Here is a 26,161-nt window from a genome sequence, read left to right as displayed (position 1 = left end):
CTGCTGGGGGATAAACAGGGCTATATCCATAAAGATGACTGCGATGACTAATTGATTGTATTGCTGACCGAGTAAATTAGCGGACAGGTGGTTCACCTGTCCGCTAATTTAGTATGTTCAGACCAAAATCGATACAGGTATATGTCCTGCTTAAGCACTTGTAGAATTGAGTTTATACTTGCCACCAGCCAGCCCTATCTGTATTATAAATGTCGGTACATCAATTCACTATGGGGCTGCATGATGCTTTTCAGATATATTTCAATCGTTATCGCTGTCTGCCTGGTGTTATCATGTGGCGGTCAAAAAGAGAGTAACCTGGTCTTCACAGTCGGCGGTGCTCCGGCCGAAATCGATTTCTGGGAAGAACTGGCCGATGAGTTTACCGCTGAAACCGGGATTAAAATCACTGTAAATCGACAGCCGACCGATACCGACCAACGTCGCCAGGGGCTGGTTGTGGCTCTCAAAGCCGAAAGCAGTGATCCGGATATCTTTTTGATGGATGTCGCCTGGGTGGCACAGATGGCCGCTTCCGGGTGGCTGTTGGATCTCGAGCAGTTCGGTTCCGATGGAAGCTTCAGCCTTGAGCCGTTTTACCGGAATGTTATCGAGCTGGCTGACCGCTACAATAATAAATTAATCGCCCTTCCAGTCTATGTCGACGGAGGTTTGTTATATTATCGCGCTGACTTGTTAGATCGTTTCGGCTACGATGATCCGCCGCGAACCTGGCAGGAGTTGATCGAGCAGGCCGTACGCATCCAGGCTGAAATGCAGGATGAGCGGGCGGATTTCTATGGTTATATATGGCAGGGCGCGCAATACGAAGGGTTGATATGCAATTTCCTGGAAGTGGCTGTTTCCGGCGGGGGTGGAATTGTAAATCAATCGGGCGAGATTGAAATCAATACCGAAGCCAACCTCGAAGCCTTGAGGATGATGAGGGCCATGATCGCGGATTATGAGATCTCTCCTCCCAACACGTATACGGAATTCACCGAGGAAGAGGTACGGGTCCTTTTCCAGCAGGGCAAAGCGCTTTTCGAACGCAACTGGCCCTACGCCTACAAGCTCCATCGAGCCGAAAACTCAGCGGTAAGAGACAAGTTCGCGATCGCATCCCTGCCTCATTTCGAGGGAGGCCGGAGCGTGGCGACTCTGGGCGGATGGCATATCGGTATTTCTCGTTTCTGCGATCTGCCCGATCAGGCCCTGGAATTTGTTAGATTTGTGACATCATATGAAACCCAGAAGAAACTGGCCCTTAACCTGGGCTGGAATCCGGGTCGCAGGGATGTCTACGACGACCATGAAGTGCTGAATCAACTTCCTCATTTTGCCCAGTTACAGGAGATATTCGAGAACGCCTACCCGAGGCCGACATTGCCGTATTATACCCAGGTCTCGGAGGTGATGCAAAGATATTTGAATTCCGCCCTGGCCGGGGAGATGACTCCGCGGGATGCGCTTCGGAAAGCTGATGAAGAAATCGAAACGATCGTATCCAGGTACTCACAATAAAATATGCTGACGGTTTATCGACATAATAATCTCAGCGGGTACATCTTCTTGCTCCCGCTGTTTTTATTTATGGCCGGATTTGTTCTGGTGCCTGTGGTCGGTACACTGCTGAACAGTTTTTACAAGGATGTGCCATTCCTTCAAAGCGAATTCAACGGCCTGGATAACTATCGCAGTCTGGGTGGCGACAGCAGTTTCTGGCAGTCATTGAGGTTTTCCTTGTTGTTTGTTATGGCGGCGGTGCCGTTGGAGCTTTTGCTGGGAATGGTCTTTGCGCTGGTATTGCATAAGGCCACGAACTCAAAAGCTCTGCTATGGGCGGCGGTTTTGATACCATGGGCGATTCCCTCGGCTGTTTCGGCCCGGATCTGGGAGCTGATTTACAATTACAATTACGGTCTGGCCAATTTTGTACTGACCAAATTCGGCCTGACAACGGAACCGATCAACTGGCTGGGGGGAAGCTTTTCCGCATTCTGGGCGGTGACTGTGGCCGATGTCTGGAAAACCACGCCGTTCGTGGCTATTATTATCCTGGCTGGACTTCAGGCTGTTCCCGATGATTTCCATGAGTCCGCCAAAATCGACGGCGCTGGATTTATCCGCAGGTTCTTCAGCCTCACCCTGCCTCTTCTAAAACCGGTCATTGTAGTCGCGCTATTGTTCCGTACTATCGACAGCCTGCGGGTGTTCGATGTAATATATGTCCTTACCGGCGGAGGGCCGGGAGGCGCCACCTCGGCGTTGTCGTTGTATGGTTATGAATATTACCTGATCGGTGATTTCGGTTACGCCTCGACTATCTCGGTTGTCCTGTTCGTTATCGCCATGGCCCTGTCGATCCTGTATGTCCGCTTCAGCCGATTCGAAAGGGAGTAATGAAAGACAGTTTTGGACAAAAAACGCTGTATAATCTGGGCTGGATTTTTGTGCTTGGATTTTGCCTCAAGCCGGTGATATTTATGCTCGTGACCGCGCTGGGAGAAAATCCGGAGTACCTGGCAAAAGGCACCGATTATTCATTCACTCTGGGCAATTTTTCCGATGTATTGTTTACGGGCAACCTGCATTTTATGGATTATCTCAAAAACAGCCTGCTGGTATCGGCTGTGAGCGCGGTCGGCGCCGTCTCAATCGCTTCATTGGCGGCCTTTTCGATCGCTCGTCTGCGTCCCATGGGAAGGATGATGATCCTGTTTATTGCACTGTCGGTGTCCATGTTTCCTCAGATCTCGATTGTCGGCTACCTGTTCAAGATCTTTTCCGGTCTGGGCTGGATCAACTCATATATCGCCTTGATACTGCCCTATATTGCCTGGGTTCTTCCGCTGTCTTTATGGATTTTGGTGAGTTACTTCTCGCAACTTCCCGATGAGCTTGATCAAGCCGCGCGGCTGGATGGTTGCGGGGCGTTTCAGGTTTACTGGCGTGTTATAATCCCGATCGCGCTTCCGGCTGTACTGTCGACTATGCTTCTGGTCTTTATCTTTGCTTTCAATGAGTTCATGTTTGCCTTGATACTTACCGCGGATCATTCCGCCAGGACTGTTCCGGTGGGAATCGCTTTGTTTCAGGGACTTCATGGTGAAATTCCCTGGGGCAATATCATGGCCGCGGCCTGTATTACCACCATACCGGTTATCATCCTGACAGTCTTGTTTCAGAGACGCATTGTGGCGGGACTTTCAGCTGGCGCGGTTAAGGGCTGATGACGGTTCATGTAGTTTGAATTGCGTTGCTTTTGAACACATAATATATTGATTATCCACATAAAATTGCGGATACAGATTGGGTTATGAGCATATTGATAAAGTCATATCTCGGATTGACGCTATTGCTTTTATTTTCCGTTTCGCTTTCTGCTTTTGGCGAGGGCGATAGCGGGCATCCCTGCAAGCTGTTGAAATCAGGTCTGCATATCGAGAACTGGCATTACCATCCGGGCGACAACCCGGCCTGGGCTGAACCCAAATTCGATTATTCCGAATGGCGTGTAAGCGGATCAGTCCGGCTCGATGAACTGTCCTCGCGATGGACAGGAATCGGCTGGTTCAGGACAGAACTCGAAGTGGATCCCTGTTTTGCAGATAGTCTTTTGGGCTTGATTCTGTTTCAGTCAGGTGCCAGTGAAATCTATCTCAATGGCAAACTCATCAAACGCCTTGGTCAACCCTCGGCAGATCCCGAGCAGGAAAAGATTTATGTCCAGAGGTTGCCGGTCCCGGTGGCTTTTGAATTCAAAGATACCGGTAAACATATACTGGCGATCCGTTATTCGAATCATAATCCGCACTATGCAACATTCATGTACCTGGGCTATGGCTTCAGCGCGTGGATTTACGATTATGACCTGGCGTTTTCCCATTTTATGGGTGAATTCGAGATGGCCAGCCGTCATCAGATGTTTTTTACCGGTCTTGCGCTGGCGTTTTGTCTTTTGGCTGTGCTGATCTATTTCTATCCTCCCCGGCAAAAGCAATACCTCTTGTTTGCTATGTTGTGTCTGGGGCTCGCGGGAATAAGCTTTGCGCCGATTCAGATGGGGGTCACCCACAGCCGGGGGATGAGCCTGTTTTTGATGTATCTGATGAAGATTTCGCTGGTGACAGTCAGTATTTTCAATCTCTGGTTTTTACTTGAACAACTCTATAACAGGGTCCCCCGAGGTTTCAAGTACTTCGCTTTAGTTGGAGTGTTCCTGTTATTGCCAGCTTATTTTCTGCCTCGCTATATTTACTATTTTTATGCCATGGCGACTTTGACGATCGCGATAGTGATCCTGATCAAGGCGGCTTTGCAGAAACGTCCGGCGGTCTGGATAATCGGAATCGGGCATCTCATGTTCATATTGTTTTCATTGTACCAGATGCTCCTGGACCTCACACTGCTACCCAATATCATTCCCAACTACTTTCTCTACTACCTTTATGGTATAATTGTGATTTTAATCTCAGAGGCGGTCTACCTTGCCAGCCAGTTTTCGAGTATGCATCTCGGCTTGCAGGCTCAACTCGAGGAAGTCAAAAAGCTGTCGGCGCGAACTCTCGAGCAGGAGCGCCGGGCCAAAGAGCAGGAAATGAACCGCAAGCTGATGCAACAGGAGATTGACTTCCAGAAAAAAGAACTGGAAAAAACAGATGAATTAGAACGTGCGCTGAATCAGCTCGAGCACGCTCATCGTGAATTGCGCGCCGCCCAGTCACAATTAGTGCAGTCTGAGAAGATGGCTTCGCTGGGCATGCTGGTGGCAGGTGTGGCGCATGAGATCAACACCCCGGTCGGGGCGATCAACAGCATAAACAACACTCTCACCCGCGCGGTAGCTAAGATGCACGAGATCGTCGATTACCATTGCCTGGGCGAATGCGATCTGAGCGACAAACTCAAAAAATATCTCAATGCGATCGATAATGCCAACCGTGTGATCGCAACCGGTTCCGACCGGGTTACAGATATCGTTCGCAGGTTGAGGTCTTTCGCCCGGCTGGATGAGGCTGAATTAAAAAGTGCTGATGTAAACGAGGGTATCGAGGACACACTCACCCTGGTTCATCACGAGCTCAAACACGGTATCGAGGTCCTCTGTGATTTTGGCAAGATTCCCGAGATCGCCTGTTTTCCCGGACAGCTCAACCAGGTTTTTTTGAATCTGATCATCAATGCCCGCCAGGCTATCTATGGAGAAGGTAAAATGGAAATTGCAACATACCTGGAAGATGGGATGGTTGTCATACGGATTTCCGACAACGGGTGCGGAATCAAGCCGGAAATCATGGATAAGATATTCGATCCCGGTTTTACCACCAAGGGAGTCGGGATCGGCACCGGATTGGGGCTTTCGATCTGCTACCAGATAATCGAAGCCCATCACGGTAATATCGAGGTCGACAGCCGGCCCGGCGAGGGCACGACTTTTACAATCAGGCTTCCTGTCGATCTGGACAAAAAGCTTGAAAACACATAGCTTGTGAATTGAGTATCGGGAGCAAGGTGAATATTTCTATATGAGAGACTTTTTTAAATCAATCCTGGATATCAGGAAGGGCGAAATCCTGATCACTTTTTTGATGTTCGCCAATTATTATCTGATCCTGATGACCTACTATTTTCTCAAGCCGGCCAGGGACTCACTGTTTCTGATCAAGGTCAGCCCGGAAATGCTTCCGCTGGTATTTATCATAACCGCGCTGGTGACCGCGCCGGTAGTAAGTATGTATTCCAAAGCCAGCAGGTCGTTTAAATTAAACCGGCTGATTTATCTGACGTACCTGATTATAATCGTAAACCTGGTAGTTTTGAGATGGCTGGTAACAATTAACCAGAACTGGGTTTACTATGCCTTTTATACCTGGGTTTCGATTTTCGGCGCGCTGACTACCTCGCAGTTCTGGCTTTTGGCCAATGCTGTCTTTAATGCCGCCCAGGCCAAGCGGATATTTGTGCTTCTGGGACTGGGGGGCATCGTGGGAGCATTTACCGGTGGCGAGGTGACCGGGATCATAGTAAAAAACTTCGACGTTGCCACCGAGAACCTGCTTTTGTTTTGTATCGGGCTTTTGGTCATTTGTGGAGTGATCATCAATGTGGTCTGGTCGATAAAAAAGCGCGATGATCAGATCGTGGAGAAAACACCGGGACGCCTGCGAGAGGGGCGTGAGAACCTTATGCGTGTCTTTTCGACTGTGTTTCAGTCCCGCCACCTGCTCCTGATTGTCGGCATCGTGGCCATGACCATGATGGTGGCTTCGTTTGTCGACTTCCAGTTCAAGACAGTCTCCTACCAGTCTTTCTCCGACAAATCGGATCTGACGTCATTTCTGGGTAAATTTTACGGCCGTTTGAGTTTGGTTTCGCTCGTACTGCAGATGGTTTTCGCTTACAGGATCATTAGATTTCTGGGCGTGGGAGGGGTGATCATGTTTTTGCCTCTGGGGCTTATGGCCGGATCTGTATTCATGTTCTTGGCACCCGGGCTGACAGCCGCTGTCCTGCTTCGCGGAACCGACGGCAGTATCAAGTATTCGCTGGATAAGACCGGCCGTGAACTACTGTTTTTGCCGTTGTCTCTGGAGGTCAAGAAACGCACCAAGATTTTCATAGACATGTTCGTCGACCGCTGGTTCCGCGGTTTAGCGGGTGGTTTGTTGCTTTTGTGCACCTTGGTCTTGCAGTTAAGCGTAAAGCAAATCAGCCTGGTTGTGATCGGACTCTTGTTAGTCTGGCTGGTTCTGACCGTTTTAATGAGGCGTGAATATATCAACTCATTCCGCCGGGCGATCGAGAAAAGAACTATCGATTTCGACCAGTTGCGGATTCCGATCAACGACCGCTCGACAATAGATACGCTCTTGAAATTACTTGAAAGCGGCAATACCCGTCAGGTTGTTTACGCCCTGGACACGCTTTCGCATGTAAAGAAAATCAGTCCCGGAGACAGGGTTGTCTCGCTTCTGTCGCACGAATCCAGTGAGGTCCGAAGCAAAGCGGTTGAGCTTCTGAGAATGCATGGCTCGGCTGAACAGTCTGAGCAGGTTGAACGGCTCCTGTCCGATTCTGACCTGGAAGTTCGTCGTGCGGCGGTTCATTTTTTGATTACTTATGGCAGGGCAGACCGGCATCAAAACTTCAGACGCTTTTTGGACAATGAGGATACAAGTATCAAATTTGCGGCCATGGCCTGCCTGGTGGAAGATGGTCGAGAGCAGGATTATGAGTTGATCTCGCGTTCGTTTATAAATAGTGTCCTTGACAGCAATGACGATACCGGCGCAGAGGGAAGACGGCAACTGGCGCGCCTGATGGGTAAGATGGATGTGCCCGAGTACAAGGTATATATCGAACGGCTTCTGGAGGATTCCTCTCTGGATGTCGTCAAGGCGGCAATTGAGGCGATCGGGAATTTGCGCGACCGCCACTACCTTCCCCTTTTGCTGGAGAAGCTGGCGGATCGTCGTTACCGGGTAGTTGCCCGCAACGCGCTGGCACAGTTCGGTACTGCGATACTGGGCACATTACATGACTACCTGATGGATGAGAAGGTGGAGTACCTGATTCGTGCCAACATACCGCGTGTAATGAAGCTGATTCCTGACCAGCAGACTGTCGATATCCTGACCGACTGCCTGGAAAAAATGCCTCCAGCCCTGAAATACGAGGTGGTAAAGGCCCTAAACAGCCTGCGTACCCGTTACGTCGATCTGCGGTTCGATTCAGATGAGCTGGAGACCGCCCTGATTCATGAAACCCGTTCATACTATGAAATCCTGCAGATACTGTATTTACGAGACAGGTTCATAGACAACCCGGCCTCCAAACTGTTGCAGAAGGCATTGGTCGAAAAACAGGAGCACAACCTGGAGCGGATATTCCGCCTGCTGGGTCTGGTGTATCCGCCTGATGATATCTACAATGCATACCTGGGTATAACTTCGGGCAAGAAGGAACTTCATGCCAACGCTATCGAGTTTCTGGACAACCTGCTGCGCTCGAATATCAAGAAATACATATTTCCGATTCTGGATGATATTTCCGATGAATCGATTTTACGCAAGGCGGAGTCGCTTTTCAAGGTCTCGCGCAAGGACACTATCGACGCGCTGGCCTACTTGATCGAAGGGCGTGACAGCTGGCTTTCAGCCTGCGCGATCTACTATTCGATAGATGTCAGGTCGGACAGGCTGAGACAGATGACAGAGAAAATGGCGAACTGCTACGACCCGATCATCCGTGAGACTGCCCGTCTGGCGCTGGCGAGAACAGGTTGATAATTTAAACATGATTGAATAGATTATTATCAGATGTTTGCAATAGGGGGATAATAAAACGATGCTTACGATTATCGAGAAAGTGATATTCCTGCAGAATATCGAGGTGTTCGCCGAAGTGCCGACCGAACAGCTGGCCACCCTGGCGGCGATCACCGAGGAAGTCGAAATGATCAAAGGTGATGTAATCTTTCGGGAACGCGATCCTGCGGATGCCCTTTACCTGATTCGGGAGGGCAGTATCAAGCTTCATCGGGGCGAGACCGAGATTTCGGTGGCGGAGGCCGGGGAATCATTCGGGACCTGGGCTTTGTTCGACGAGGAGCCTCGTGTTGTGACCGCCACAGCGGTTGAGGATTCGCAACTGCTTCGAATCGACCGCGATGATTTTATCGATCTTCTGGCTGACCATGTACAGATCGCCCAGGGTGTCCTTAAAACGATCGTCAAGAGGCTCAGGAGCCTGATCACCCGGGTGGCGTAGTTGTTTTTGTTTGTTATGGAGTTACCGTTTTGAATGACAATATGGGTAAGAATGCGGGATCAGCGAGAATAGTGATAGTCGATGATGAACCGCTGGTACTGGACAGCCTGGGATCATTTCTTGAACTGGAAACAGATCACGAACTGGTCCGGTTTGAATCGCCACTCGAGGCACTGAACTATATTAAGCGCTTGCCGATTGACCTGATAATTTCAGATTTTCTGATGCCCGAGATGAACGGCCTCGAATTGCTGGCACAGGTCAAGCATCATCAGCCGGAAACACCTCGAATACTTTTGACCGGCTACGCCGACAAGGAAAACGCAATCAGGGCAATCAATGAAGTCGGACTGTTTCAATACATAGAAAAGCCCTGGGACAACGACCAGGTTCTTCTGGCTATCAGGAGCGCGCTCGAAACCAGAAGCCTGCGGCAGTCATTGCGTGAGAAGATCGATGAGCTTGACTCTGTCCTCATAAGCAGGGCAGAGGTTATCAGGCGGGAAAATATCCTGAAAGAAGAGCTGGAGCTCGCGCGGCGTGTGCATAAACGGCTTTTACCCCGCAGGCTACCGGAAGCTTATGGTTTCAAGTTCTGGTCGGCTTATTATCCGATGATGGAAATCGGTGGCGATTTTTATGATATAATCAATATCGCCGATGGGCGACTGTGTTTGCTTTTGGCTGACGCCACCGGTCATGGAATCCAGGCCGCCTTTTCGACTGCGCTTCTCAAGTTCGCTTTCAGTTCTTTTGCTGGAAGTGAATTCAGCCCGGCCGAGATTCTGACCGGCATGAACAAGATCATCAGGCGCGGTCTCCCGCCCGATACATTCATATCCGCATCGGTAGCTGAGATCGATTCCTTGCAGTCGAAAATCCGGTTTGCCAACGGCGGTCTGCCATACCCGTACCTGGTCAAACCCGCAAAGGCTGATTTCGAAAGGGTGGCATCGAACGGCATGATGCTCGGTATGATGGATCAGGATAGTTTCGAAGCCGGTGATGAGATCACTGTTGAGCTTGACCCGGGCGACTATTTGGTGTTATATACTGACGGATTGAATGAAGCCAAAAGTTCAGCGGGCGAGTTTTTCGAAAACAAGGCTATGTGCGACTGCCTTAAAAAGTTCGATTACAAAACCTGCGGGGAACTGGTCGAAAAGTTGATCGATTCTGTAAATAGTTTTACCGCTAAGAATGCTGAGGACGATATTACCCTGATCGGAATCGAGAAAAGTTAATATACTGGAGATAAATATGGCAGATGACACCGCTACCGCAACAATCGTGATAGTCGATGATGAAGAGATGGTTTTGACCAGCCTGAAATCGTTTTTAGGTCTTGAAACTGATTACAAGATTGAAACTTTTCTGTCGGCCAAAGAAGCGCTTGAATATATTAAAAAGGAAGATGTCGAGTTGGTTATTTCGGACTACCTCATGCCTGAAATGGACGGCATCACCTTTTTAGCAAAAGTGCGTGAGATAAAACCGCAGATTATTCGGATCATCCTGACCGGTTATGCCGACAAGGAGAACGCTATCAAGGCGATCAACACGGTCGGCTTGTTCCAGTATATTGAAAAACCGTGGGACAATGATGATCTTTTGATCGTTTTGCGCAACGGATTGGAAAAACAGCAGTTGATGAAACGCCTCGATGAGAAAATAGCTGAAATCAACAAGGCCTATGCCGACCTGCAGGGGCTTCAGAAGGAGATCGTCAAGACATTCATATAATCAGAAACTGAAAGAAATTTTGAATAAGTAGTTTACGCCGGAAGCTTCTCCGACGTTTTCTTTTTCGTTCTCGCCGAACCAGTAGAAAAGCTCAGCTATAAGAATGCCTGCCGCCGCCCCGAGGATGACATCGCTGAAATGATGCTTATAGGCATGGATCCGGCTGTAGCCGACATAGGAAGCCCACCCGAATAAAACCGCCGGCGGTGCCCAGCGCCAGTCATGGTACTCGGAGGCAGACAACTCCGAGCGCATTATCGAACGCAGTCTCTTGTTCAAAAAAGCTGTAGCAAAAAACGCGCTGGAGGAATGTCCGGAGAAAAAAGAATGGCGACTCTTTCTATACTTGCCTGGATTGTCGAATGTGATCTCGGTGTAGTATGTGTACGGTCTCGGGCGCGCGAAAACACCTTTGACCATGTCGGTAACACCCTTTGTAGCGGTTATTCCGGCGGTAAACAGGAACATATCCTGCATTACTGTTTTGGTTTTATCGCCCTGGGGCCAGTTTATATCGGCCGTAAACAGGATCAAACCCGCACCTACACCGGTGACGGCCGATCCAAAAGTATTGTCGAGGAAATTGGTTTTGCCGGGATAATATTCGCCTCCCAAAAATGACTGAAGCGAACGGTCAAATAGAATCGGTCCGTCAATCAGTGGTTTGCGGTCGAGATCGAAATGGCGCAGCCATTGCCCCAGACCGAATACAGCTGCTGAACCCGCTCCGATACCGAGAGCTTCATCGCTGTCTAAATAATCCTCAGCAGGAAGCTCAGGGACAGCTATGCCTGCCAAGTAAGCTGACAGAAGACAGATGAAAAGCAACAGAACAGTTTTCGACATGGTTAAAACTTGCTGATAAGGATGTTTTCGTTATCGATGCCGAGTTCCTGAATTATACGGAAAAAGTGTCCCAGTGTCAGCAGATAGTGATCGGATTTTTCGCTTATATCCTCTCGTATGGTTTTCGTGATGTTGCTGTAAAAATAGTGTCCCGACTGAGCATTGACAGCGACCAGTTTGGGTGCTTCTGTACTTTCGATAAAAAAAGCTCCCGCTGTCAGGACAGGTTCGCCCGGGAATAAAAAGGCGTGATTGCCACGGGCGATTTTACGTCCGGTTTCAGACTCGATACGCTTGACTTCTTCGCGGGTCAATTCGCGCCCGAATCGAATCTTGTCATTTATACCGACGGCAAAAAAGTATTCGCCTGCTCTCAGCGTATCGAATCCGGCTTTAGTCAGGGTCTGCATGATACTGACATCACCCCCGCGTTCAAAAAACTCCCTGTATTCCTCCTGGAGTTTTTCCCGTTCTTTGTTGGGGTAGGCTTCAGGTGGCGCGTTGTCGATAAAAGATGCCAGGGTTTCCGTTGTCGGTATAAATGCAAGAATACCTGTTGCGAACCCGGTTTCTATTTCAGCATGGCTGTACAAAAAATCCTTATAGTTCTGGTAGCCTGAGATCACATAATCAGGAGACTCAGCATAGAAATCCAGCTGTTCTGGGAGATCATAATCGGTCGCTTTTGGTGCTTCGATTTCAGTTTCACCGTGGTCGACACGATCCAGGTAGCGTGCCACCTCATGGCAGTAATCCGGCTCCTTTCCGGCCAGCGGTTGTACTCCGGCGTTAATCACGCGCTTGAGCCAGATCAGGTAGCGAAGCTCCTGCGTGGTCATCACCATGATATGATGCCGGTTTCCCTCATAGCGGATCCGGAAACTGTGGCGTGGAAAAATATCCCATACGCCGGCTCTCTGGATTTCAGGAAGATAAGCTGTGACTCTTTTAAAACGATCACTGTCATTTAATTTCTGGGCGGCTGACTGGGCGTTTTGGATATCCGGGCAGATCACCCTCACCGCCGAGTAGACAGCCTTTACATCTGAAGCCTGGGTCATAAATGGGTCGAGCGGACCGGTGATGAAATAACCCTCCCTTTCAGGGAAGACATCCTCGAGCTCATGTTGAAGGGAAAAATTCAGTGAGTTTCTCAGTTGCTCGAAAAGGTCACCTGTGATTGGATCCTTGGGGCCCGCCCAGGCTGTGCCGGCCAATAGAATGATAAAAATTAATAACGCGGTATAGATCTTTCTATGCATCATCTATCTCCTCGCAAATCAATTTAGATGTTCGACTCCGACCAGTTTGAATTCATGCCGGTCCGGAAAATACCAGAGTGTCAGCCGTACCGGTTTGCTCCGATTATCGGAGTACCTGCTGGTCCGTATATCCAGTGTAAAATAGCGGCCATCAGCATTGTTCGATTTGTTTTGCAGACCGGTTAACAGCGTGAGATCGTCGGAGTCGAGGCGGATTTCCCGGGTTTTCGACCGGCGGGAGTCTATAATCACCTGGTCATTATGTGTGATCGAATATTCGTACATGGCATCATCCGGCCACAGTTCATACTTTGAACCTAAGTCATCAAAGGTAATAGTTATACTTTCCTGCTGGTGGGATAACTCAAAATTGTCGAGCGGATTGACTTTTTTGAACCAGTGACGGCCGATCTTATCACGCCTTTTTTTGAGTGTTTGAAACAGGTATTCCTCTGCCTCCGGATTTGAGTATTGACCGGTCTTAATCAAGGCTCGCAGGTGCTTATCGCGCCAGGCCATGACAATCCGCGCGCCCCAAAAACAGTCTCGTGCGGTCTTGTTCTCAAAAGCGGGATTGGGATAGATTGGATCGAAATTATCCGGCTCGAACAGATCAGCCTCAAAATAACCGATAGAAGGATATTTGATATCCCCGGCATATTCCCAGCTCCAGGTTTTAATGCCGAGCGTAAACCATGTAATGATTGCATCCTTGAGATCGATTGAATTGGCGTACCCCTTGATCGGATGTTTCGGACTGCGTCCGTCAGATCCGAATGCCGAACCGAAATCGATCAGGTAGTGTTTCAGGTAACGGTTGCCGTCGTCTTCGACATAGACATCCAGGCTGTTCTGTCCCTTGGCATCGTAATGGTTAATAAATGACGCGATCACATACAGGGCGCGCAGTTCCCGGCGGTGCTGATGAGAAAACCAGTCGTTGGGATCATCGGGACGACGTCCCAGGTAGCTGAAAGGCCCCTTGATTTTGCCATATTTCCCAAGTGACAGCGAAGCCAGTGAACGGATGCTGCCATCCGGTTCACGCTGTATAAGCGACAGGATATGATCGAGATGTTCGCGGGTAAATTCGCGCTTTTCGCCATTGGGAGCCTTGATCGTGGCTCCTTCTTTGATCACCAGGTTGTCCGGATGCCAGTGTACAATCGTCTCCTGCGGGACATTGTAACCACAGAAATAAAAATAGCGTGAAGCCATCGCCGCCGAAGCGGTAGCCATCTCCGGAAAACCGTCAGGATCAAACTTGATGATGTATTCATCACCGCGAGCGTCCTCGATCCAGAAACCGGGTGTAGCGCCCTGGATCTTGGGACGAAACACCTTCCAGATCCCGCTTGTATCAGGCCCGGGTGTGGTTTGGATGCCGGCCAGTATATCTTCCGGCTTAACCTCGCTAAATCCTATCCGGTTGGTGAACCAGCTCGAGTTGGGGACATGATCGAATGAATTGATATTGTGAGCTTCCTCGCGATTGCCAAACAGGGTGCGAAAGCTCCTCTCGAGGTCGAAGAACTGCTCGAACTGCTCGAAAACACTGCGGTCGACTGTGGTCCAGATCAGGTTTGGGTCACGATATTCGGGCTCGGGAATATCCCTGCGATCATCGTCGATCCAGCAGGGGCCTTCCGGGTCAGGTGCGGGGGCCTGCGAGCACGATGCCATTAGTAATACAAGCGCAAACAGTATGAAGGCCCTGGCGGTATCTTTCATGATATTATAATTCATAAAACAATCAAATATTATCAGAGAACATGATGTAAAACTGCGGTGATTCTCCGCTGAAGGCGACCGCTATGTTCAGTATCACGTCCTCATCGGTCCAGGCCTTGAGCCCGAAGCCGGTCGAGTACTTCCAGTTGTCGAATGTGAACTGCTCACTGATGGCCTCGAATACCCGTCCCTGCTCGTAAAAGACGTAGGCATCCAGCATACCCAGAATCGGGTAGCGGTATTCGACCACCGCCAGGGCCAGCCCGTTTTCAATGAATCGTCTGTCCTCGAAACCCATGAGTAATTCCTCACCTCCCAGTGAGGGCCTGAGATAATAGGGCAGAGGGGGAGAATTTTCCAGCGGATCGGATGCTTCTAAATAGATTCGAAATGAGAGCATGCGCTTGAGATAAAATTCAATATACTGACGCAGATCGATTTTCAAAGTCAGGTATTCGATTTCGGATGTGGATCCTGTACCTTTACTGTAATACAGGCTGACTGCTTGAAATCCTCCTTTTCTGGACCTGCCGATACGATCCCGCCAGTCATGGATCAGGCTGATTCCACCGGAAATTATCCTGGTGTCAGAGAGAACTTCCAAAGCAAGGTCGAAACTGTCGCGGACGGCCTCGAGATCACCGAAATGATCCGGGTCCTCGCCGTCATAGAGATTGTAGTTGCTGTATGATAAATCCAGTCCGAGTTTGAGGTTTTGAAGGATCAGGCTGTGTGCCCAGATTGCCTGGAAGCGGGTTTCCTCTAAAAATACGGAAGCCTCGAAATTGTCGCTGGTCTTGTTACCCAGACCGTAAAAGCTCTGTCGCGGTTTGCGTTTGTAGTGCGCAAGAATGACTGCATCCTTGAAAATCCCGAAATCGCCCGGGAAATCATAGGAGATCTCATGGGTGCGATAGTGATTTGTGGACCAGATCGATTTTAACTGAAATCGCTCTCCTTTCGTGAGAACGTCCTGGGATGAAAAAGTGAAGCCGTAGCGCAACCCCGAGCTTTCGCTGTATCCACCGGCCGGGAAGATACCCCATAGGCGTTCGACCGGTTCGAGAATAATCCTGCGACCTATTTCTGAATACACTATTTCATTGACTACAAAACCTGAAATACCCTCCAGTATATAGAATGGCGAATTCAGGATGACACCCGGGATCCGCAACAGGATTTCACCAAACGAAGCCTGTTTCTCAGCCGGTTTGGGCCGAACTCTGCTCGAATCGATTTCATAAGCGGATAGCGTTTCCGCACTGATCGCGATGAGCAGGGCTATCAGCAAGACAAAAAACGGTATTTTGATACGGTTACCGGAAAGCATCAGGTTATCTTCTCTTTCTATCAGATCGTGAATTATAGTCATAGCAGAATCGACTGTCAAACGCAAACTCAGCATTGGCTGTTTTCGGGACAATAGCAACTGTTTTGTTAGATTCAGGAGAGCTGGGAACGATTCAAAATCTACCTGATTCAGTCATAAAACTAACTTTTTACTAACACTTTCTGAATATATGTATTTATTAGTTACCAGGTTGGCGAGAATATCTGGAGAAGGCGGTTCAATGTCTAAAGCGATGATTCTGGTTGTCGAGGATGAGGAAGACATCCTCGAACTGGTACGTTACAATCTGACAAAAGAGGGCTATCTGGCTGAAACAACCACGTCCGGTGAGGACGCGCTGTCGATTACTTTCGAACGAACCCCGGATTTAATCCTTCTGGATTTGATGCTTCCGGGCGCTGACGGGTTCGAGGTCTGCAGGCGACTGAAGAACAATCCCGAGACCAATCATGTGCCGATCATCATGATGACAGCCAAAGGCGAGGAGACCGATATAGTCACCGGCCTGGAACTCGGTGCTGATGACTACATCGTCAAACCGTTCAGCCCAAAAGTCCTGATAGCTCGTGTGCGCGCGGTCCTCAGAAGGGCGGCCAGGGAACCGGTGCAGGAAAGTTCAACGTTAAAGATCCACGAACTGACTATCCATCCCGGCCGTCATGAAGTTATGGTCAACGATGAAAAAATCGATTTGACCTCGACCGAGTTTCGCCTCCTGCATTTTCTGGCCAGTCGTCCCGGCTGGGTGTTTACCCGTTACCAGATCGTGGATGTCCTCCATGGAGAAGATTATCCCGTGACCGATCGCTCTGTCGATGTTCAGGTCGTGGGATTGAGACGGAAGCTGGGGTCAGCCGCTGGCTATATCGAGACCGTGCGAGGTGTCGGCTATCGATTTAAGGAGTAATTCATGCAACGCAGACGCCTTCTGTGGCATCTGTACCCATCCTATTTTCTAATCACGCTGATCTCGGTCGTTGCCATTGTCATCTACGCCTCCAATACCCTTCAGCAGTTTTTTGTAGAGCGCACGGCGCGCGATATTGAGGCACGGGCTCATTTGATCGGACGGCAGTACCTCAGCCTGACGGCAACTGACAGCCTGGCGGTAGATCCGCTGTGCGAAAAACTGGGCAATCTGTCCTTAGATCGAATTACTGTCTGGGGTAAAAACGGCGAGTTGATCTGCGATTCGAAACAGGATGGTGCGGAAGACCTTTCTGTAACTGTCAATCCCGAGGTTGTTGAGGCTATCTCCGCCGGCGGTGGTCATCGCGTTCGCTTCAGCGAAGATTTCGGGGAAAATATGCTTCATGTCGCTGTGCCGATTAAAACCGGATCGGAACTCCATGCCGTCCTGCGGGCTTCAATGACGACCTCATCGATCGGCCAGACCCATCAGCCAATCCTGATCCAAATTTTTATCGGCGGGGTTGTTGTAGCGCTTCTGGCGGCGGCGGCCAGCTGGTTCGCTTCGCGACGTGTGGCCCGTATGCTCGATAAACTCAGGCGGGGCGCGGAACGCTTCGCGGCCGGTGACCTGGAGCACAAGCTGGAGGTGCCCAATTCCCTGGAGATCGGGGGACTGGCAGAATCTCTCAATCGTATGGCGGCAGACCTGTTCGATCGAATCCAGACCGTGATCCGCCAGCGCAATGAACAGCAGGCGGTTCTATCAAGCATGGTCGAGGGGGTTCTTGCGGTAGACCTGGAAGAGCGGATATTTATTCTCAATAAAGCGGCCAGCAACCTGATCGGTGTCGACCTCGATTTCGCTCAGGGGCGCACGCTTCAGGAAGTTGCCAGGAATGTGAATCTGCATCGCTTTGTAGCGGGCGTGATTGGTGATCGTCAGCCCGCAGAAGAGGAGATAGTCCTGCACGGTGATCCGGAAATGTACCTGCAGGTTCATGGGACCATGTTGCGCGATGCGCATGGTCACGGTTTCGGTGTGCTGGTGGTGATAAACGATGTTACCCGTCTGCGCAAGCTGGAAAACGTGCGCCGTGATTTCGTGGCCAATGTTTCCCATGAGCTGAAGACGCCGATTACCTCGATCAAGGGCTTCGTGGAGACATTGGAAGATGGCGCATTGGAGGATCCCGAGGCGGCACGGCGTTTTTTGGCGATTATTTCACGGCAGGCGGACAGGCTATCGAACATTATCGAGGATCTTTTGAGTTTGTCAAGGATCGAACAGGGTGCCGAAGAATCGTCGATCAGTCTTGCTCCGGCAGATGTGCGCAAAGTTATCAAAGGTGCCCTGATTGCCTGTGAGCACAAGGCTAAAGAGAAAAATATCAGGATTAAATTCGAGGTCGAAAATGAAATCACAGCTGAGATCAATCCGCCCCTTTTGGAGCAAGCAGTAGTAAATCTGATCGATAACGCGATAAAGTTTTCAGAATCCAACACGCAGGTTGACATCGACCTCGTGGAGAAAGATGGCGAAGTTGTCATCGGGGTCGAGGATCGTGGATGCGGAATCGAGTCTGAAAACCTCTCGCGTCTGTTTGAAAGGTTTTACCGCATCGATAAAGCCCGTAGTCGCAGTATGGGGGGTACCGGTCTCGGGCTGGCAATCGTCAAACATATCTGCCAGGCCCATAATGGCTACGCCGATGTCAAAAGCCAACCCGGTATCGGAAGCTGTTTTTCAATACATATTCCTAAAAAATAGCTTGCAATCCTAACAAATCTCTAACATTACTGTAATATTATGCTAATATAGCACTAACAATGTGCTAACGATTTTGATGATGTGCCCGGTGACGGAAACGTCACAGGTGCCTGATGAGTACCCGGTACGCATTGGACAAGGCATTTCTCTTATATTGCGTTGGTTGTTGCAAGAGGATGGACTGTAACTATTTGGTGAGGTTAGGGATTATGTTACTACTTAAGTCAAGGGGTCTTTGTGTTATCATCTGTTGTTTATTTGTTAATGTTTTTGTTTCGTACTTGTCTGAATTGAAGGCTGATCCAGTTCAATCTCTGTTAGTTAATCAGCAGGAAGAAAACAGTTCGAACTCAAACGCTGCAAAATCTTCTGAAGATGGAAAAGAGAGTGATCGTTGGTTCGAGAGAATTTCGGTCAAACAGGATTTCAGGTACCGTCATGAATCTATCGAGGATGAGACCGAAGGATTTCGCAACAGGCATCGGTTTCGTTACCGACTTTTTGTGGGAAGTCAGATTGCTGATAAATTTGCTTTGGGTTTCCAGTTAGTAACTGGAAATTCTGACCCGGTTTCTACCAATCAGACTCTCGATGATGGTTTTTCTACCAAGGAAATTCGTATAGATCAGGGATATTTTTCATTTACACCGCAGAGCGAATTGAACTTCAGTTTAAAAGGGGGTAAATTCAAGAATCCTTTGATCTTACCAGGAAAATCGGAATTGATTTGGGATTCTGATCTTGTCCCCGAGGGTCTGGCTATGTCAATCGAAACCCGGTCATTGGATTTTGAGGCGTTGTTCAGATCAGCATATTTCCTGATAGAAGAGCGTAAAAGCTCTTCCGATTCACGCATGTACGCAATTCAGGTAGCAGCACGATTCGGGTTTGGTGGAAAAAATCATGTAATGATCGGGGTAAGCGATTTCTACTATGACAATGTGAAGACTTTTCCGCTTTTCTACAATTCTGAAGAAAGCTACGGTAACAGCATTGATTCTTCAGGTGGCTATTTACATGAATTTAACTTGATTGAGTTTTTCTTCGAGACCAGATTCTCCATTGGCAAAAATCCGCTTGTGGTTTTCGGTGATTTTGTTTATAACAGCGAAATAGAAGATAATAATATGGGTTATAAGGCAGGATTTCGTCTGGGGGAAATCGACAGGAAATATACCTGGCAATTGCGGTATAACTATCGCCAACTGGAAAAAGACGCTGTAATAGGTTTGTTTACCGATTCTGATTTTTGTGGAGGTGGCACGGATTCGGAGGGACATGAGCTTGGATTTGTTTTTGCTGCCGATGAGCGAGTCAATACCGCTGTATCCTATTTCTTAAACTACAAATGTTTGGAATCGAATGAATCTTATCACAGACTGCAACTTGATTTAATTCTGAAATTTTAAACACCATATTCAGTTTTAATGGGTTATATTAAGAAGTTTTTTAGGGAGACTAATCAAATTCTAACAATTATATCGTTGATAAATCAGGTTTGGAGATATAGGTTTCCTGTTTTGAAAGGAGTTTATTTGTGATTAAAAGGAATTATGGAAAGTTCACGATTCATGCGGCGATTATAGTCGCATTGTTTACATTGATGCTCAACCTGGGTTGCGGAGGAGGCCAAAACGGAAGCGACCAATCCCTCACGATCAAGGGGTCTGACACTATGGTTCACCTGGTATCCACCTGGGCGGAGGATTTCATGAACGCGAATGAGGAGTATCAGGTTTCAGTCACAGGCGGTGGTTCGGGAACCGGTATTGCCGCGTTAATCAACGGTACCACTGAAATCTGCGCCGCCTCGCGCAGTATGAAACCGAATGAAATTGACCTGGCCAGCAAGCAGGGCAAAGAGCCGGTTGAATTCGATGTTGCCCTGGATGGTATCGCTTTGGTAGTTCATCCGGACAACCCGGTGGATGTTTTAACTCTCGATCAACTCAAACAGATTTTTACCGGAGAGGTAACCAACTGGCAGGAATTCGGCGGTCCCGACCAGGATGTCTATGTACTCTCGCGTGAATCCAGTTCTGGTACTTATGTCTTTTTCCAGGAGCATGTGCTCGAAAAGCAGGATTATACCAATCGTGCCAGGCTGATGCCGGCTACATCGGCAATAATCCAGTCAATCTCCGAGGACAAGTGGTCGATCGGCTATGTCGGCCTGGGCTACGCGGCTGAAGCCGGTGATAAAGTCAAAGTTATCTCGGTAAAGGAAACTGACGATTCCGAACCGGTCGAACCGAGCGAGGAGACTGTCAGGCTGGGTACTTATTCCATAGCTCGTCCGCTTCACTTCTATACCATCGGTGAGCCGGAAGGACTTGCGAAACAGTTTATAGATTACTGTCTTTCGGAAGAAGGACAAAAAACAGTCGTTCAAACGGGATACGTTGCGGTACAGTAAATGATTTCGAAAGCAGTCGAAGAGAAAACAGCTCGACTTATCTTTGCCGGGGCGGCGTCGACCGCGATTCTGATCGTGGCGCTGATATTTTTGTTCCTGTTCAAGGAAGCTCTGCCGTTTCTTCAGGAACCGGGTCTGGGTGAATTGTTCAGTACCGAGTGGAGGCCGGTTTCTCTCCAGCAGGAGTCTTACGGAATCATACCTCTTATTACCGGGTCATTTCTTGTCACGATACTCGCCACTTTGATAGCGATTCCCTTTGGAGTTGTCGGGGCGATTTATATTTCCGAGGTTTCGCATGGCTGGGAACGGGAAATCCTGAAACCGTTTATCGAGCTTTTAGCCGGGATACCCTCGGTTGTGATCGGCTTTTTCGGGCTTGTGGTTCTGGCTCCGGTGGTCAAGCACCTGTTCGGCCTGCAATCCGGCTTGACGGCCTTGACCGGGGCGTTACTTCTGGCTCTTATGGCGATTCCCACGATAATTTCAATTTCCGAAGATGCCATAAACAGCGTTCCCAGCACCTACAAAGAGGCCTCCTTCGCGGTCGGTGCCACCAAACTTCAGACTATCTGGAAAGTCACCGTGCCAGCTTCGATTTCCGGTATAACCGCGGCGGTAATGCTGGGTATGGGCCGTGTGATCGGAGAAACTATGGCTGTCATGATGGTAACCGGCAACGCCGCCATAATATCCGCCTCTCCTTTTGAATCGGTTCGGACCATGACTGCCACGATCGCCGCCGAAATGGGCGAAGTGCCCTTTGGAAGTACACATTACAGCGCGCTTTTCTGGGTCGGGCTGGTGCTTCTCCTGGTCACTTTCGGACTCAATATGATCGCCCAGGCTGTCTTTAGAAAGTACGGGGGACGTTAGTGGACGCGCGCGGTGGAGAAAAAATCATCTATTGGCTGATGAGGTCATTTACATACTTCATCGTTGTCGTCATTGCTTACATTTTGATTGACATAATCTGGAAAGGTCTGCCAACTCTGAGCTGGGACTTCCTGTTCGGATTTCCCCAGCGCAGCGGAGCCGAGGGCGGGATTCTGCCGGCCATACTGGGAACCATCTATCTTGTCACCGGCACCATCCTGGTGGCTTTACCGCTCGGGATGGCGACTGCGATCTATCTTTCGGAGTATGCCAAACAGGGGCGTTTTGTGCGTATGGTCCGCCTGGCAATCGTCACCCTGGCGGGAGTGCCCTCGATCGTATTCGGGTTGTTTGGCCTGGGACTGTTCGTTTTGTTTCTGGGATTCGGGACATCGATCGCGGCCGGCAGTTTGACTCTGGCCTGCATGGTCCTGCCGACAATCATAGTCGCCTCGGAAGAAGCCCTGCAGGCGGTGCCGAGAACATTCCGCGAGGCATCCCTGGCGCTCGGGGCCACCAAGTGGGAAACTATTTACACGAATGTTTTGCCCTATGCTGTGCCGGGTATGATGACCGGTTCGATCCTGGCTATCGGTCGTGCCGCGGGTGAAACCGCCCCGATTCTATTGACCGTGGCGGTTTTCTTCTTACCCACATTGCCCTCGTCGATCGCAGATCCGGTCATGGCCCTGCCGTATCACCTGTACGTTCTGGCAACCCAGCATCCGGAAGCCGATGTCGTTCGGCCAATGCAGTATGGAACAGCGCTGGTTCTTTTGATTTTAGTCTTGGCAGTTAACCTGATTGCTATTATAATGCGCTCGAATTACAGAAAGAAACACAGATGGTAGAAATGCAGGAAAATTCCAATTCAAAGTACATCGTCAGAGTCGAAAACCTGGATTTCTATTACGGCAGGATGCAGGCTCTGTTCGATATCAGCATGGATGTCGAACAGAAACAGGTAACTGCTCTGATTGGACCGTCGGGTTGTGGCAAATCGACCTTTTTACGCTCGATTAACCGCATGAATGATATCATTGAAGGGACTCGTGTGAAGGGCCGCATTTATGTAGACGACATCGATATTTACAACAATACTACCGATGTCGTATCTCTTCGCAAGAAAGTCGGTATGGTCTTCCAGAAGTCCAATCCTTTTCCCAAGTCGATCTTTGACAATGTAGCTTATGGACCCCGGATTCATGGAGTATCTAACAAGGCAAAGCTGAATGAGATCGTCGAACGCAGTCTCAAGCGCGCAGCGATTTTCAATGAGGTCAAGGACAGGATGGATTCCAGCGCTATGGACCTTTCCGGCGGTCAGCAACAGAGATTGTGTATCGCCCGGGCACTGGCGGTCGATCCGGAGATCCTGCTTCTGGATGAGCCGGCGTCGGCTCTCGATCCCCGTTCGACCACGCATATCGAAGAATTGATCATTGAATTAAAAAAGGAATTGACGATAATAATTGTAACGCATAATATGCAGCAGGCCGGACGAATCTCGGACTACACCGGGTTCTTCTTCGAGGGCAAATTGATCGAGTTCGGCGCGACTAAAAAGATCTTTACCAATCCGGATAACAAACAGACGGAGGATTACATCACCGGCCGTTTCGGTTGATGTCTAACCTGTTATGTCAGTACATCTGCATCGCGAAATCACTTCGCTGAAAAAGTCGATCCTGTCGCTTTCAGCCATGGTCGAGGAAAAAGTCTGGAAGTCTGTCCGGGCCCTGACCGATCGCGACGAGAATCTGGCCAAGAGCGTGATCGAGGCCGACATCGAGATCGATAAAATGGAAGTTCGGATTGAGGAGGACTGTCTCAAGATTCTGGCCTTGCATCAGCCTGTGGCCATAGATCTTCGTTTTATCGTGGCGGTCCTGAAGATCAATAATGATCTCGAACGTATCGGTGATCTGGCGGTGAATATCGCTATTCGATGTGTCGCCCTGGCGAATATGAGTCGTGTCGACCCTCCGCCCGATTTTCAGATCATGGCCAAAAAGACCAAGGAAATGCTGAAAAAGAGCCTCGACGCGCTGGTCAATATGGATACTGAGCTGGCCATGAAAGTTCGTGAAGCCGATGACGAGGTCGATGAAATCAACCGCCTCATGTATGAGCATATCAAAGGCCTGATCAGCAAGGACCTTTCGCTTCTGGATGCTGCCATCCATCTCCTTATAGTGTCCCGCAATCTCGAGCGGATCGCCGATCTGGCGACCAATATTGCCGAGGATGTGACCTACATGACCGAGGGTAAGATCGTCCGTCACCAGATCTGACCCGCATTTTTCACGACCTCTTTTCTAATCTTCTGCAATAGTCTTAAGTCGTTTCCTATCATTATCATAGGTGTTTTCCATCAGGTATTATCGCATAAACTTACCATTATGGTCATTAAATAATTTATTAATGTTACCGATTTAGTCGGATAGGGATATTATGACAGCCCGTATGGCAGAAAAACAAGAGTTCTCAACAAGGTATATGTACTCGAATAAATTCTGGACTATTTAAAGATAAGGAAATTATGCGCTGTTTTCTACCGGGATTGCGCCCTTAAACAGATATTAACTTATTGTATCATATATTGTTAAAGGAGTTCCCAGATGTTTAAAAACCTGAAGATTAAATCCAAGCTGATTTTGCTGTTTCTGCTGATCGGGATTCTTCCGGTTGCTGTTGTCGGCTTTATCAGCCTGACTCAGGCCAAACACGCTCTCGAGGAGCGTGCGGTAGACCAATACGTTTCCATCCGGGAAATGAAATCTCGTCAGATTCACGATTACTTTCAGACAATTCGTGAACAGGTAATGACATTTTCCAATGACTTTATGATCATTGATGCAATGCGTCAGTTTAAGCAGGCGTTTCCCCGGGTGACACGTGAAGTCGACGGGACCGGTGTCGACAAAGACCAGATCGACCACTGGCGCAATCAGCTGGCGCAATACTATCGCAATGATTACGCGGCAGAGTACCGGTCACGTAACCAGGGCCATTCGCCGGATATCAACCGGGTGTTTGATCCTCTTGATGATCATTCGATAGTTTTGCAGTATAAATATATCTGGACCAATCCGAATCCGTTGGGGAGTAAGGACCAGCTCGATAATGCCGGTGACGGTTCCGAGTGGAGCGCGCTTCATGAAAAGTATCACGAGCATATTCGTCACTTCCTGGATGAATTCGGTTACTATGATATCTTCCTGTGCGATTCAAAAACAGGTGATATCGTCTATTCCGTGTACAAGGAGCTGGATTTCACCACGTCGTTAATTAACGGACCCTACGCCAACACTGGAATCGGGCGGGTATTTAAAAAGGCCAATGCTTCCTCTGATCCTAATTTTGTCGCCATTGATGACTTCAATCCATATCCGCCGTCCTATGAAGACCAGGCTGGCTTTATCGCCTCACCGATTTACGATGAAGGTGAGAAACTTGGGGTGCTGATTTTTCAGATGCCGATCGACCGTATCAATGCGCTGATGACGAATGACCAGAGATGGTCAGAGGTAGGGCTCGGCGAGTCGGGCGAAACATATGTTATCGGCGAAGACATGGTTATGCGTTCGGACAGCCGGTTTTTGATCGAGGATCACGACGGCTACATGGAAGCCCTCGAAAATGCAGGGCTGGACAACCGCACGATTGATTTGATTGACGCCAAAAACACTTCAATCGGATTGCATAAAATTAACAGCGAAACCGCTCGGAAAGCCCTGGCAGGTCAGCATGGCACAGAAGTGGTTAAAGATTACCGCGGGGAGAAAGTCCTCTCGTCGTATTCGCCGATTGATATCGAGGGCTTAAATTGGGCACTTTTGGCCGAGATTGATGAATCAGAGGCGTTTGCGGCGACTCGTTCTCTGCAGGCGGCGATCTTGATGGTCGCCTGCGCAATCGCCGGTATAGTTGCGGTTATCGGCTGGTTCTTTGCCCGTTCAATCGCTCTTCCGTTGTCGCAGATTTCTGAAACAGCTAAAGCGGTTTCCAGCGGTGATATCAATCAAAAAGTTGAGGTTGAATCCGGTGATGAGATCGGTGAGCTGGCCGATTCATTCCGTTCATTGGTCGACTATATGAAGGAGATGGCTGGAGCCGCCACCAAGGTTGCCGAGGGCGACCTGAGAGTCGATGTTGAGGCCAGATCAGAAAAAGATGCTCTGGGTAACGCCTTCGTCAAGATGACTAAATATCTGGAAGATATTATAGGGGAACTTGCCGACAATGCTACCCAGCTTGTCTCAGCGGCGACTGAGATATCTTCATCGTCTGAGCAGATGGCGGCTGGTGCCAAGAACCAGACTCAGCAGGCTGAGCAGGTGGCGACCGCGATCGAGGAGATGACCGCCACGATCATGGAATCGACTAAGAACGCTTCCGAGGCCTCCGAACTGGCCAAGGCGGCTTCCGACAATGCCAACCAGGGCAACAATGTCGTGGCCGACACTATCAACAGCATGCAG

The 26,161-nt window shown here is 49.3% G+C and carries 21 protein-coding genes; 17 read left to right on the top strand and 4 right to left on the bottom strand.

All coding sequences use genetic code 11. From position 1 onward, the window contains the following. Nucleotides 1–141 precede the first annotated feature (141 nt). From GF404_01840 to GF404_01805, 8 genes are all read left to right on the top strand, one after another. Nucleotides 142–1,524: an extracellular solute-binding protein gene (locus GF404_01840; GenBank protein MBD3380917.1), complete on the top strand. Its 1,383-nt coding sequence runs from the start codon at nt 142–144 to the stop codon at nt 1,522–1,524. 3 nt (nt 1,525–1,527) lie between these two features. Next, nucleotides 1,528–2,403 (top strand): ABC transporter permease subunit, encoded by an 876-nt coding sequence (locus GF404_01835; protein MBD3380916.1) that lies wholly within the window; start codon nt 1,528–1,530, stop codon nt 2,401–2,403. Beyond that, complete coding sequence (locus GF404_01830; protein ID MBD3380915.1) at nt 2,403–3,233, top strand: ABC transporter permease subunit; 831 nt, start codon at nt 2,403–2,405, stop codon at nt 3,231–3,233. The genes GF404_01835 and GF404_01830 overlap by 1 nt, the downstream gene beginning before the upstream one ends. An 86-nt stretch (nt 3,234–3,319) precedes the next feature. Continuing rightward, on the top strand, nt 3,320–5,488 hold the full coding sequence (locus GF404_01825) for a hypothetical protein (GenBank protein ID MBD3380914.1): 2,169 nt from the start codon (nt 3,320–3,322) through the stop codon (nt 5,486–5,488). Nucleotides 5,489–5,528: 40 nt separating this feature from the next. Further along, nucleotides 5,529–8,288: a hypothetical protein gene (locus GF404_01820; protein ID MBD3380913.1), complete on the top strand. Its 2,760-nt coding sequence runs from the start codon at nt 5,529–5,531 to the stop codon at nt 8,286–8,288. A 61-nt stretch (nt 8,289–8,349) separates the two neighbouring features. Next, nucleotides 8,350–8,772: a cyclic nucleotide-binding domain-containing protein gene (locus GF404_01815; protein MBD3380912.1), complete on the top strand. Its 423-nt coding sequence runs from the start codon at nt 8,350–8,352 to the stop codon at nt 8,770–8,772. 29 nt (nt 8,773–8,801) lie between these two features. Next, nucleotides 8,802–10,016 (top strand): SpoIIE family protein phosphatase, encoded by a 1,215-nt coding sequence (locus GF404_01810; protein MBD3380911.1) that lies wholly within the window; start codon nt 8,802–8,804, stop codon nt 10,014–10,016. Nucleotides 10,017–10,032: 16 nt separating this feature from the next. Continuing rightward, nucleotides 10,033–10,515, top strand: a complete 483-nt coding sequence (locus GF404_01805; protein ID MBD3380910.1) for a response regulator — start codon at nt 10,033–10,035, stop codon at nt 10,513–10,515. On the opposite strand, the gene GF404_01800 is transcribed toward GF404_01805, so the two are convergent. From GF404_01800 to GF404_01785, 4 genes are read right to left on the bottom strand one after another with little or no spacing between them, the layout of a single operon-like run. Beyond that, a complete protein-coding gene (locus GF404_01800; protein ID MBD3380909.1) occupies nt 10,516–11,361 on the bottom strand; it encodes a phosphatase PAP2 family protein in 846 nt (281 codons plus the stop codon). A gap of 2 nt (nt 11,362–11,363) precedes the next feature. Beyond that, nucleotides 11,364–12,626 (bottom strand): hypothetical protein, encoded by a 1,263-nt coding sequence (locus GF404_01795; GenBank protein ID MBD3380908.1) that lies wholly within the window; start codon nt 12,624–12,626, stop codon nt 11,364–11,366. Between the two features lie 15 nt (nt 12,627–12,641). After that, the gene (locus tag GF404_01790; protein ID MBD3380907.1) at nt 12,642–14,369 is read right to left on the bottom strand and encodes a hypothetical protein; all 1,728 of its coding nucleotides are present in this window, start codon (nt 14,367–14,369) and stop codon (nt 12,642–12,644) included. A 7-nt stretch (nt 14,370–14,376) separates the two neighbouring features. Then, nucleotides 14,377–15,759 (bottom strand): BamA/TamA family outer membrane protein, encoded by a 1,383-nt coding sequence (locus GF404_01785; protein MBD3380906.1) that lies wholly within the window; start codon nt 15,757–15,759, stop codon nt 14,377–14,379. Nucleotides 15,760–15,925: 166 nt separating this feature from the next. Between GF404_01785 and GF404_01780 the strand changes: the two genes are divergently transcribed. The 9 genes from GF404_01780 to GF404_01740 form a co-directional block, all read left to right on the top strand. Further along, nucleotides 15,926–16,612, top strand: coding sequence for a response regulator (locus GF404_01780; GenBank protein MBD3380905.1), 687 nt, complete (start codon nt 15,926–15,928; stop codon nt 16,610–16,612). Between the two features lie 3 nt (nt 16,613–16,615). Continuing rightward, entirely contained in the window at nt 16,616–18,385 is a 1,770-nt protein-coding gene (locus tag GF404_01775) for a HAMP domain-containing protein (protein MBD3380904.1), read from the top strand. Nucleotides 18,386–18,498: 113 nt separating this feature from the next. Then, complete coding sequence (locus GF404_01770) at nt 18,499–19,794, top strand: hypothetical protein (GenBank protein MBD3380903.1); 1,296 nt, start codon at nt 18,499–18,501, stop codon at nt 19,792–19,794. Between the two features lie 128 nt (nt 19,795–19,922). Continuing rightward, nucleotides 19,923–20,801 carry a phosphate ABC transporter substrate-binding protein PstS family protein gene (gene pstS / locus GF404_01765; GenBank protein ID MBD3380902.1) on the top strand — a complete coding sequence of 293 codons (879 nt, stop codon included), beginning with the start codon at nt 19,923–19,925 and terminating at the stop codon, nt 20,799–20,801. After that, complete coding sequence (gene pstC / locus GF404_01760) at nt 20,802–21,677, top strand: phosphate ABC transporter permease subunit PstC (GenBank protein ID MBD3380901.1); 876 nt, start codon at nt 20,802–20,804, stop codon at nt 21,675–21,677. Between the two features lie 38 nt (nt 21,678–21,715). Next, on the top strand, nt 21,716–22,528 hold the full coding sequence (gene pstA / locus GF404_01755) for a phosphate ABC transporter permease PstA (protein ID MBD3380900.1): 813 nt from the start codon (nt 21,716–21,718) through the stop codon (nt 22,526–22,528). After that, nucleotides 22,522–23,304 carry a phosphate ABC transporter ATP-binding protein gene (locus tag GF404_01750; protein MBD3380899.1) on the top strand — a complete coding sequence of 261 codons (783 nt, stop codon included), beginning with the start codon at nt 22,522–22,524 and terminating at the stop codon, nt 23,302–23,304. The genes pstA and GF404_01750 overlap by 7 nt, the downstream gene beginning before the upstream one ends. Nucleotides 23,305–23,317: 13 nt before the next feature. Then, nucleotides 23,318–23,971, top strand: coding sequence for a phosphate signaling complex protein PhoU (gene phoU / locus GF404_01745; protein ID MBD3380898.1), 654 nt, complete (start codon nt 23,318–23,320; stop codon nt 23,969–23,971). Nucleotides 23,972–24,298: 327 nt separating this feature from the next. Continuing rightward, a partial coding sequence (locus tag GF404_01740) for a HAMP domain-containing protein (GenBank protein ID MBD3380897.1) occupies nt 24,299–26,161 on the top strand: 1,863 nt, incomplete at its 3' end.

It is taken from the genome of Candidatus Zixiibacteriota bacterium (assembly GCA_014728145.1).
Classification (GTDB): Bacteria; Zixibacteria; MSB-5A5; order JAABVY01; family JAABVY01; genus WJMC01.
Note: the sequence above shows the minus strand (reverse complement) of the source record. Positions and strands in the feature narration are given on the sequence as shown.